Annotated in this window: 8 protein-coding genes; 5 read left to right on the forward strand and 3 right to left on the reverse strand. The window is 63.3% G+C overall.

Annotated elements, in window-relative coordinates; genetic code table 11:
• Positions 1-141: 141 nt before the first annotated feature.
• The 4 genes from B4F51_RS06350 to B4F51_RS06365 all read left to right on the forward strand — a co-directional run bounded on the left by B4F51_RS06350 (position 142) and on the right by B4F51_RS06365 (position 6,584).
• Positions 142-1,797: a phospholipid carrier-dependent glycosyltransferase gene (locus B4F51_RS06350; RefSeq protein WP_414706704.1), complete on the forward strand. Its 1,656-nt coding sequence runs from the start codon at positions 142-144 to the stop codon at positions 1,795-1,797.
• Positions 1,798-2,158: 361 nt separating this feature from the next.
• Positions 2,159-5,260, forward strand: a complete 3,102-nt coding sequence (locus B4F51_RS06355; RefSeq protein ID WP_296224238.1) for a type II secretion system protein GspG — start codon at positions 2,159-2,161, stop codon at positions 5,258-5,260.
• 28 nt (positions 5,261-5,288) lie between these two features.
• Positions 5,289-6,347, forward strand: a complete 1,059-nt coding sequence (locus B4F51_RS06360; protein ID WP_296224239.1) for a hypothetical protein — start codon at positions 5,289-5,291, stop codon at positions 6,345-6,347.
• A gap of 15 nt (positions 6,348-6,362) precedes the next feature.
• A complete protein-coding gene (locus B4F51_RS06365) occupies positions 6,363-6,584 on the forward strand; it encodes a hypothetical protein (RefSeq protein WP_296224240.1) in 222 nt (73 codons plus the stop codon).
• A gap of 12 nt (positions 6,585-6,596) precedes the next feature.
• On the opposite strand, the gene B4F51_RS06370 is transcribed toward B4F51_RS06365, so the two are convergent.
• The 3 genes from B4F51_RS06370 to B4F51_RS06380 all read right to left on the reverse strand — a co-directional run bounded on the left by B4F51_RS06370 (position 6,597) and on the right by B4F51_RS06380 (position 9,092).
• Positions 6,597-7,022 (reverse strand): DUF333 domain-containing protein, encoded by a 426-nt coding sequence (locus tag B4F51_RS06370; RefSeq protein ID WP_296224241.1) that lies wholly within the window; start codon positions 7,020-7,022, stop codon positions 6,597-6,599.
• Between the two features lie 68 nt (positions 7,023-7,090).
• On the reverse strand, positions 7,091-8,377 hold the full coding sequence (locus B4F51_RS06375; RefSeq protein ID WP_296224242.1) for an ATP-binding protein: 1,287 nt from the start codon (positions 8,375-8,377) through the stop codon (positions 7,091-7,093).
• Entirely contained in the window at positions 8,355-9,092 is a 738-nt protein-coding gene (locus B4F51_RS06380) for a response regulator (protein ID WP_296224243.1), read from the reverse strand. The genes B4F51_RS06375 and B4F51_RS06380 overlap by 23 nt, the downstream gene beginning before the upstream one ends.
• Positions 9,093-9,335: 243 nt before the next feature.
• Between B4F51_RS06380 and B4F51_RS06385 the strand changes: the two genes are divergently transcribed.
• Complete coding sequence (locus B4F51_RS06385; protein WP_296224244.1) at positions 9,336-10,745, forward strand: MdtA/MuxA family multidrug efflux RND transporter periplasmic adaptor subunit; 1,410 nt, start codon at positions 9,336-9,338, stop codon at positions 10,743-10,745.
• Positions 10,746-10,761 lie beyond the last annotated feature (16 nt).

Consider the following 10,761-nt stretch of genomic DNA (forward strand, 5'->3'; position numbering starts at 1 on the left):
GCCAATGCAAGCCACGTGCCATGCGGCTAACCATCGGCTAACCCGGCATGGACTAGAATCCTAGCCTTTCCGACCGTGCCCGCGAAGTTTACCCCCTGCATGGAATCCCGCATTGTTACTTCCCGCCGCCGCTCGCCGTGGATGGCGCTCATCGTCGTTGCGCTCATCGCCGTGTTCCTCGCGCTGTGGACGGACGACCTGTTTCAGCGCTCCACCCTGTTCCGCCCCGATGAGGGCCGCTATGCGGAGATCCCGCGCGAGATGGTGGTCTCCGGCGATTGGGTGACGCCGCGCCTGAACGATCTCAAATACTTTGAGAAACCGCCCCTGCAATACTGGACGACAGCCGCCACCTTCCAGGCCTTCGGCGTGAGCGCCTGGGGCGCGCGCCTGTGGCCGATCCTGTTCGGCCTGGGCGGCATCCTCATGACGGCATGGACGCTGGCGGCCTATCGCGGTGGGCGTGCGGCGGCCATGGGTGCGGCGATCCTCGCCTCGTCGCTGCTGTATCTGCTGTTCGGCCAGGTCATCACGCTGGACATGGGCGTGGGCTTCTTCCTGACTGTGGGCGCGTGCGGCTTTGCGCTGGCGCAGCGGCCGGGCACATCGCGCGGCAGGCAGTTGGCGTGGATGCTGGTGGTCTGGCTGGCGCTGGCCGGCGCCACACTCACCAAGGGGCTGATCGGGTTGGTGCTCCCTGGGCTGATCGGCGTGGCCTACCTGCTGATGACCCGCGACTGGGCACTGATCCGCCGCATGCACTGGCTGCCGGGCCTGGCGCTGTACCTGGTCGCGACAGCGCCGTGGTTCGTGGTCGTGCAGCAGCGCAACCCCGAGTTCTTCGACTTCTTCTTCATCCACGAGCACTTCCAGCGCTTCCTGACCAACGAGCACCATCGCACCGGCAAGTGGTGGTACTTCATTGCGGTGGGCGTGGCCGGGCTGCTGCCGTGGACGCCGCTGCTGTTTGCCGCCATTGGCCGGCGCATTGGTCGCGTAGCGGATCTGTTTGCCAGCACGCGCGAGTTCGACCTGATGCGCTGGTCGATCGCGTGGGCGGGAATGATCTTCCTGTTCTTCTCGGTCTCCAATTCGAAGCTGCCGGGCTACATCGTGCCAGCCTTCCCGGCACTGGCGATCGTGCTGGCGCTGTCGCTGGAAAAGCTCTCCACACGCGCTGTGGCGTGGGCCCTGGGTGTGAACCTGCTGATCGCCGTCGGCCTGTGGTTTGCGGTGCCCCTAATCGGCGCCAAGGCCGGCGCCAAGATGCCGGCCGAGCAGGTCGCGCAGGCCGTGCCGGCACTGCGTGAAGTGATGGCAATGCTGGCCATCGGCACGCTGGCGGCGCTACTGGCCCTGCGCTGGCAACGGCGCGCGCTGGCGGTGATCGTGCTGGCGCTTTCCGCCCTGTTCTGCTGGGACCGCGTGCTCAACGCCAGCGAGATATTCCGCGACGTGCTGTCCGCGCGCGATGTCATCGAGAAAACGCAGCGCGCCGTCGGCTCGATTCCGGCCGAAACGCCGTTCTACTCCGTCGAGTGGCTGGACCAGACCGCCATCTATTACCTTGGCCGCCCGATGACGCTGGTGGCCGGCTTCGACGAACTGCAGATGGGCGCGAACCTGGAGCCTAACAAGGTGGTCGCCACCACCGACGAGTGGATCCGCCGCTGGACGGACGGCCCGCCCGCCTACGCCTTCATGCGCCGCGTCACCTGGCAAAAGCTGCAGGAGGCCGGTGTGCCGATGCGGCTGGTGGCCGAATCGGCCGACAAGGTGGTAGTGTCGCGCCACTGATTGCACCCGCGCGGCGCGCTTCCCTCGCCCTGGAGTGCGCCGCGGCGGCATCCTGCCGCCGGACCTGCCACGTCCGAAGGCAAGATCTGCACGATCTCGCAACAACCGGCGACGCCCTCCGTTATTAAATAAAGAGATACATAACCGCGGCAAAGGGCTTCATTCTCAATCAATCAAACCTTTGCCAAACAAGAATCCTGAAAACGCAAGACGAAGCAAAAATTTCACATCAGAAATGCAGTGAATTCATCGTAGAAATTTAGGCAAAAGGACGATAGGAAGCCTGTGCACCGGCTCCCACTATGCGTGAGGGCCGGTGTCGAACCGCCGAGCATTGCGGTAAGTGAGAGGGCTTTCCGTCATGTCAGATCTCCGAAATTCGCAACGTATCAGCTACAAGGCGACCTACGTTCAGGTCAGTCCGACTGCCGGGCGCGATGCCACCGGAAGATTCACGTCACACCTGAGCCGCGCAGTCGAGAAGGCCGCCTTCATCCAGTCGCTACGCATTCAAGCCCCTGAACTTGGGGCCTTGCGCGAGCAGGTGGCACGCACGACAAACAATCCTGCCCTGGCCAGCGCGCTGGATGCCATCGCAAAGCTGGTGGCGGACAAGACCGCCAGCGCGACCATGAACAACGCTGCAGCCTTCGCGGCCGTCGATCATGCGCTGCTGGCGGAGATCGGCAAGCAACTCGTCAGCCACCGTGAAACCACGGCCAACCAGGCGTCGACACTGCTTGCGCAGATCTCCACGCAATACCGCACGGCACTCAGCGTACCCAAAGCTCAGACAATCGCAGCACGCCAGGCTGCCTCAGCCGGCGCCGCCGCGGGCGCAACGACCCAATCTGGAAGCAACGATGCCGGCGTGCCCGTTCAGATCACGACCTATCCGGCAAGCCAGCCCAAGGTCTCCGGCAAGCAGGAATCGATTTCGCTCAAGGTCAGCATCTCGACGGCCGCCCCTTCCGGAGCGGCACCGCAGACCCCGGCCAGCGTCATGCTGGAAGACTTCCAGCCCGCCGGGCGTCATGCCATCGCCTGGGCGCAGAACAATCAGCCAGAACTCTTCAACAACCTGCTGCGCCTGGTGCAGCCCTATCTGGCCGTCACCGCAAGCGAATCCGAGAACATCGGGCAAGCCAGGGCGTTGGCCGATTTCATGACCGCGGGCTACACCCATTACTTTGATGGCGCAAGCACGCACGGCAGCATCAACGGCTTCGTGGAGCGCATGCAGGTGGAGCCGGTCGGCAACCTTCACCTGGAGCGCGTCGAGATGTACCCCGCCGGCATCGAGCGCGGTGAGCTGGTCCATTCCGTCCCGATGGCCCCCAACGAAACGGTCAACATCAGCCACAAGGAGTGGTCCGTCACCGAGCGGGAGTTCGAAGACTTCGTCCAGGACTATTTCGAGGGCTATAGCGAAGAAGGCGTCGCGGACAAGACGGATATCTCGATGTCCAATGAATCGCAGTCGCGGCACGCAACCGCATTGAACGTGGGCGCCTCTCTCTCCGCGAGCTACGCTTCCGTCACCCTGAGCACCAACTTCAGCTACAACGCCACGTCGGACGACTCGCAGTCCAAGAAAGACAGCCGCAACCACAGCATGGCGATCACCAAGAAGGCTTCGTCACGCACCAAGAAGGACCATAAGGTCACCTTCAAGGTCACCTCCGTGACGGGAAGCGAGGACCAGTCGGTGCGCGTGATCTCCAACCCGAGTTCCACGGATGCCATGCGCATCGACTACTTCCAGCTCGCGCGCAAATGGAAGGTCGATCTGCTGCGCTATGGCCTGCGCATGACCTACGACATCGTGATTCCGAACCCTGGTTCCGGCATCGTCACGCTGGTGGAGCAGGTGCAGGCACTGGATGCCCAGATCGATGTACCGTTCAATTTCACGCTCCCGCTCAGCGCGGTCCAGGTCAGCAACTATGATCTGCTGGCCGCACAGTACAACGCTGCTGTGACGGCCCCACCTGAAGCCGAGAAGTACGTCAGCGTCCACAAGGAAACGCAGCCGGTCAACGACTACGACAAGATCCATTTCGACTCAATCGAATTCGAGGTAGACGAGTCCTATGCCGTCTACAGTTCCATCCTGCAGTTCAACTGGTCGCACGATCATGGCGACAACCGAAGCTTTTTCGAGATGCTGTCCACGGAGTCGCTCTATACGGGCATCGGCAACCTGAACGGCAAATCGGGGCATCTGGTGCTGGATTTCATGTACCAGTATGTCTACAACTACGGCATCGAGATCACCTTCCGCTGCCTCCCCAAGGCCGAGGTCATCCAGAGCTGGCGCCTCGCCGCCTGGAACCAGATCCGGCAAGCCGCCGAAGACGAATACAACCAGAACCTGCAGAGCCTGAAGGACCAGCGCGCCAAGCTGATCGAGCAGATCAACCAGTTCGACGCGCTCACCCTGCGGCGGATGGAGCAGGAAGAAATCATGAAGGGCGTGCTGCGCTGGCTGCTCGGCCCCAACTTTTACCTGGTGCCGTTCAATATTGCATGGCTGTACGGACCGGATAGCAACGACCCGCAAGTCACGGACGTGCTCGATCCCAACCGGCTATCGCTCGCGGAATGGAACAACGTCATGGAGCATGGCGAGTTCATCAAATATCTCCATAACGCGATCGAATGGGAGAACGTGCTCTATTTCACGTACCCATACTTCTGGGATGACAACTCCCTGTGGGATTTCAAGAAATTTCTCTTCCACCCCGACCCGACGCATCGCGTCTTCCTGCGCTCGGGCGCCGCGCGGGTGGTGCTGACCATCCGCCCAGGCTTTGAGGCCAGCTTCACGCAACTGATCGAAACCGGAGCCTTCAATTCGCTGCCCGGCCCCCATCCGTATGTGACGATCGCCCAGGAAATCCAGAACTTCGCCAAGACCAACTACCCGGGCTTCCCGCCCGCGAACCCGGAGCAGAACGCGAGACCGCTGCTCTATCTCGAGCAACGCCGCGTCTGGAAGGAGATGCAGTATCTGGTGCAACTGCTGAACGCCTATCGTGCCGCCCCCGCAAACAACGGGGCCTACCCCACCACCGCAGCGGGGCTGGCCGCCCTGCAACCGTTCATCGCCCAGGTCAACAGCGATAACCACACCGCGAACCAGCAACAACTCGCACTCGATCCGACCACGCCGGTTGAAGCGCTGCTGCCTGAGAACTACGTGAACGTGCCCGTCAACGACTACTGGGGCAACCCATACTTCTATCAATGCCCCGGCACGACAGGCGACTACGATCTCATCTCGTACGGCGCCGACGGCAAGCCTGGCGGCACGGACAAGAACGCGGATATTTCCGCCAACGCAGAAGCGTCGCTGATCGCCACCTGGTACGAGTACACGCCAACCAACGCGCTGGACATCGGCATCACGATGAACATGCCGAACGTCACGCCGCCTGACGTGAAGGGGGATATGGCCTAGGTTCGACTGACGGTGAGGCGCGTCATCCATGTTCAAGAAACAGGTCGTCCTCGTTGCCGGCTTCGACTACGAATTCAACGGCCTGGACTTCAACAAGCTTTGCAGGCATCGGGCAAAGCGGCTGTTTGCCGCCAACCCCAAGGATCAATTGCGCGTAACGCTGTTCGACATTGGCGCGGGTACCGTCACCCAGAACGAAATCAATGCCAAGAAGCAGCGCAACTGGAAGACGCTGAGCAAGTTCACGCCCGTATCCAAAAGCAACTACAGCAAAGTGGTGGCCGGCCACGAGAATGCCTTTGATCAGAACCAGTCCGGCATCATGTCGATCACCGACGTCTATGCATTCATCCAGAAGATCGGTGCCGGCAAGGAGGCGGGAACACTGAAGGAACTCAGCGTCTTCTCACACGGTTGGATGGGTGGGCCCGTCCTCGTCAACAGCTTCGACGGGACGGCCAGTGGTTCGAGCCAGCGTGACGCCAACGACAAGGACGCACGCTCGGACAAGGATTTTGTCGCCCCTACCATGCCTTCGGCCGCGTTGGCCAACTTCCGGAAGGCGTTCGACACGTCTGCCATTGTGTGGACCTGGGGCTGCAGCTTTGCCAAGGCCTACAACATGATCCTGCACACGCTGTTCAACACGAGCCAGTACAAGCAGATCCCCAGAGGCAAGGTTAAGCCGGCCGATATGTTCGACCTGGAATTCACGGAAGACCTGGGCAAATCCGACGGCAAAGAACGTTTTGACGAGATCAGGGGCATGCTCAAGGGCGGTAAGCTGCAGGCCGGATCACCCCGCAGCTATCAAGTCAGCGTGTCGTTCCAGACGATCCTGGATCTCTATCGATCGGACTTGCGCGATACCTATTCCGCCAAGATCGCCAGCGCATCGAAGCGGACGACGTACGGGGCGCTGCTTGGCACGTATGCCGACATCGAGCAGGGGCCCCAGGACTTCCTGATGCTCATCCCGAGGAAGGTGCCGCCCTATGCTGACGACTTCACCCGCGTCGTCAACTTCTACAAGCACTACCTCGGCATTGCCATCGACCCGGAAGACCGGGGCTATGGAACATTCTGAAATGGATGGACGACGATGATTCTGACAACCGACCAGCTCAACCATGTCCTCGCGTCGGGCGGCTGCCTCGTGCTGGACGGCACCACAACGACGCTGAATCAGCTCCGAGACCTGGCGGCCCACGCCAAGACCGGCAACGCGAAGCTTACGATCAAGCGGGTTGGCAACTTCACGGCGGACCAGTTGCAGCAGGTGGCCGCGCTGGCACCCGGCCTCGTCACGTTCGATCTGACTTGAGACAACGCGCGCTTACCACGTGCAACTGCCGCGCAGGAATGCCCACTCCTCGCATTCGTCTCCGCCGGGGCTCACACAGATGCCGACCTCGCCGCCGTTGGCACGGGTCGAAAGCTCAAGCTGACCGCCACGCTGCAGACAATACGTCGAGGCGGGATTCGCCATGCCCACATTCGAGCGCGGCGGTTCAGCCGTGGTGGCGGCGGGCAGTGGCGCGTTATGAAGCGGCATGGCTGGGGACACCTGTGCCGGATGAGCAACCGGTGCGCTCGGCACGGTGGAGGCAGGCGATGCCGGCTGAATGGTGGTGCGCGGCGGCTGCCAGGGCGGCATCGGCGATGAGCAAGCCGCCAGCCCCATTGCCAGCATGCACGCGGCAATCACGGCAGCCCGGCGACTCCGGCCAGCATCCTTGACGAGACAGACAGCGCGATCCATGCGTTTTCCTCCCGGGGGTTCTGGTAGCAACCCGGCTAGCATAGCCGACGAAACCGCCAACCGATGTGTCAGGCTGCCGCGGCCGGCCCAGGAAAACGCATGGTGACGCGAAACCCCGGCGCCGGCGCATCGGTCGCCGCTGGCCCGATCGACAGGTCACCGCCCAGATGCCGCACCAGCCGGTCGACAATGGCCAGACCCAGCCCGCAGTGCGCATTGCCGCCGCGCGCCGGATCGAGCCGGACGAACGGGCGCATGACGCGGTCGAAATCGTCAGCAGGGATGCCCCCGCCATGGTCTTCCACCGTGAGCGTAAAGCCCCGCTCGTCGGCGGCGGTGCGCACGTTGACAGGCTCGGCACCGTAGGCGAAGGCATTGTTGAGCAGGTTGACGACGATGCGCTCGAGGTGTGTCGGCTTGAGGCGGAAGTGGTCTCCCGCGCGCAAATCCAGCGCGACGTGCTTGCCCTGTTCGGTAAACGGCTGCACGAGCCCGCGCAGATGGCGATCGACGGTCACCTCGCGCGCTTCGCCGTCGCCGCTCTGCGCATAGGCGAGAAACTGTTCGACGATGGCCGACATGGATTCGGCATCGCGCTCGATGCCCGCGCCGGCCTTCTGGTCGGCCAGCATCTCGGCGCGCAAGCGCAGGCGCGACAACGGGGTTTTCAGATCGTGCGCGATGCCGGCCAGCATGGTGTTGCGTTCTTCGTCGGTGGCCGACAGGTCGGCGGCCATCTGGTTGAAGCGGTCGGTCAACTGGCGCAGTTCGTACGGGCCACGCTCCTTGAGCGGCGCCACATAACGGCGTCGGGCCAGCGCACCGGCAGCCTCGGCCAGCGCGCGCACCGGACGCTGGACCTGCCACGCGGCAAACAGCGAGAACGCAATGGCAATCGCCATCACGACCATCACACCCGGCACCACGGCCGAGATGGTGGGCGGCGCATGCACCCACACGAGCGGCATGGCGATCCACTTGTTGCGCTGCGGAAAACGTACATACACCCGAGGCGTTGCGGATGCTTCCAGCCGCAGCTCCGCACCGGCCGGCAGGCGGCGCGCAAGCTGCCGCGCCAGCTCGGCGGATTTGTCGGATGCCGACAGGGCATCGCCGGTGGGCACCTCATTGGTTTCGGTCACCAGATCGGGCAGCTTCACGTTCAGGTGACCATCCATCACCGCCTGGAAGGCCTGCAACTGAAACGCCATCTGATCAACCGACGCCTGGAACTGCCGCTCGCGCCGCTCCGCGCGCAGCACGCCGAGCCACGAGAAATGGCTCAGCACCAGCACAACCACGATCAGTGCGGCCAGCCGGCCGAAGAGCGTGTCAAACCTCGCTTTGAACTTCATCGCGCTCTTCCCGCTCGTCAGGCACAAAGGTGTAGCCGCGGCCGCGTACCGTCTGGATATAGCGCGGGCGCTGGGAATCTTCCTCCAGCACGCGGCGCAGGCGCCAGATCTGCACGTCGATACCACGATCGGACACGCCGCTTCCCGGCCCATACATCAGCTCGACGATGTGCTCGCGCGTGAGCACCTGCATGGCATGCGCGATCAGCAGCTTGAGCAGCGCGAACTCGGTATCGCTGATGGACAGTGCATGGTCGCCTCGAAACAGCGTGCGCATGCGGAAGTTGAGCTTGAACGGGCCAAAGGCGAAGCTGTCGCGGTCTTCCGGCGCGGAGGCCGGCACCGCCTGGCGGCGGCGCAGCACGGCGTTGATGCGGGCAAGCAGCTCGCGCGGCGAGAACGGCTTGCCGAGGTAATCGTCCGCGCCGATTTCCAGGCCGATGATCCGGTCGATCTCGTCGCTGCGGGCAGTGAGCAGGATGACGGGCACGTCGTCGTTGCGGGCGCGAAGGTCACGCAAGGCAGACAGGCCGTCCACCTTCGGCATCATCAGGTCGAGCACGACCATCGCGGGGCGCTCGCGTTCGAGCCGAGCAGCCAGTCCGTCGCCGTCGTGCAGCACGGACACGGCAAAGCCCTGCTGGGTCAGGTATTCGCGCAGCAGATCGCGCAATTCGACGTCGTCATCGACGACCAGGATCTTGGTGCCGCTCATGAGTCAGGGGAGACGCTTAAAGGTGTGCTCATGATAGCGACTGTCGCCGGCGCGCTACCTGCTCGCCGACACCATATTGTTTCTCGCAGTAACAGCACGATGGGTTTGTAATCTGGCGTAATACAACCCGCCACGCGACTAATTCTGCGCAAAGACGATGCCTTTAAGCTGCGGTCTGACTGGAACAGGCGCCCGGTATGATGTGCGCTCGTCCCCATATTGATTCAAACAGGAACGCACGACATGTCCGATCCCAAGGACCAGAAGCCCGGCCACTCCTATGCCGGACGCGACGCGCACGAGACAGACGACGGGGTCTCGCCGACGCTGCTGCCGCCCCCGCGCGAAGGCGGCAAACGCCGGCGCTGGGGCCTCTGGATGGTGATCGTGATCCTGGCGCTGATCGGCTATGCGATCTACCACGCAATGCACCGCAACAGCGGTGGCCCCGGTGCCAGCCGTAGCGGCCCAGGCGGACGCGGCGCAGCCATGGCCAGCAAACCGATGCCGGTAATGGTGGCCACCGCCGCCAGGGGCGACATCAACGTGGTGCTCTCGGCACTGGGCAACGTGACGCCGGTCAACAACGTGACCGTCAAGACACGCGTGGATGGCCAGCTCGTGCGCCTGGCCTTTACCGAGGGCCAGACCGTCAAGGCCGGCGACCTGCTGGCCGAGATCGACCCACGCACGTACCAGGCCCAACTCGCTCAGGCCGAAGGCCAGCTTGCACGGGACACCGCACTGCTACAGAACGCAAAGCTGGATCTGCAGCGCTACCAGACGCTGCTGTCACAGGATTCGATCGCCAAGCAGCAGGTGGATACGCAGGCCTCGCTGGTGCGTCAATATGAAGGCACGGTCAAGCTGGATCAGGGCAACGTCGACAACGCACGCGTACAGCTCTCGTACACGCGCATCACGGCGCCGGTGTCGGGCCGTGTCGGCCTGCGCCAGGTAGATCCGGGCAACATCGTGCATGCGTCGGACACCAATGGCATCGTTGTCATCACGCAGATCGACCCGATCACGGTCATCTACTCCATCCCCGAAGACAACCTGCCCAAGGTCATGCCGCGGCTGCAGGCTGGCCTGAAATCCGGCGACAGGCTGCCGGTGGAAGCGTGGGACCGCGCTCAGACCGTGGTGCTCGCGCACGGCGTGCTCATGACGGTGGACAACACCATCGACAACACCACGGGCACAGTCAAACTGCGCGCGCAGTTCCCGAACCAGAACGCCGCGCTGTTCCCCAACCAGTTCGTCAACGTGCGTATGCGCGTGGATACCATGCAAGACGTGGTGATCGTGCCGGGCGCCGCTATCCAGCGCGGCACGCAAGGCACGTTCGTCTACATCGTGGGTGAGGACAGCAAGGTGATGCTGCGCGTGGTCAAGCTGGGCGTGACCGAGGGCGACCGCGTCTCGGTGGCACAGGGCCTGCAACCCGGCGAGCGCGTGGTCATCGACGGCGCCGATAAGCTGCGCGACGGCTCCCCGGTGGAGGTGATTCAGCCCGGCGCAGGTCCAGCAAGCGCACCCGCCGCCGGAGCCCAGGGCGGGAGTAAACGAGGCGGCCAAGGGCAGCATCGTCGCCAAGGCCAGGGCGGCGCCTCGGCGCCCGCTGCAAGCGCGGCCGCCGCCAAGCCGTAAACCCCGAGCCCCCTAC

Source organism: Ralstonia sp. UBA689, assembly GCF_002298975.1.
GTDB lineage: Bacteria > Pseudomonadota > Gammaproteobacteria > Burkholderiales > Burkholderiaceae > Ralstonia.

Excerpts from the sequence above, each read along its gene's own strand:
- B4F51_RS06350 (WP_414706704.1), top strand. The coding sequence starts at position 142 with ATGGCGCTCATCGTCGTTGCGCTCATCGCCGTGTTCCTCGCGCTGTGG.
- B4F51_RS06355 (WP_296224238.1), top strand. The coding sequence starts at position 2,159 with ATGTCAGATCTCCGAAATTCGCAACGTATCAGCTACAAGGCGACCTAC.
- B4F51_RS06360 (WP_296224239.1), top strand. The coding sequence starts at position 5,289 with ATGTTCAAGAAACAGGTCGTCCTCGTTGCCGGCTTCGACTACGAATTC.
- B4F51_RS06365 (WP_296224240.1), top strand. The coding sequence starts at position 6,363 with ATGATTCTGACAACCGACCAGCTCAACCATGTCCTCGCGTCGGGCGGC.
- B4F51_RS06370 (WP_296224241.1), bottom strand. The coding sequence starts at position 7,022 with ATGGATCGCGCTGTCTGTCTCGTCAAGGATGCTGGCCGGAGTCGCCGG.
- B4F51_RS06375 (WP_296224242.1), bottom strand. The coding sequence starts at position 8,377 with ATGAAGTTCAAAGCGAGGTTTGACACGCTCTTCGGCCGGCTGGCCGCA.
- B4F51_RS06380 (WP_296224243.1), bottom strand. The coding sequence starts at position 9,092 with ATGAGCGGCACCAAGATCCTGGTCGTCGATGACGACGTCGAATTGCGC.
- B4F51_RS06385 (WP_296224244.1), top strand. The coding sequence starts at position 9,336 with ATGTCCGATCCCAAGGACCAGAAGCCCGGCCACTCCTATGCCGGACGC.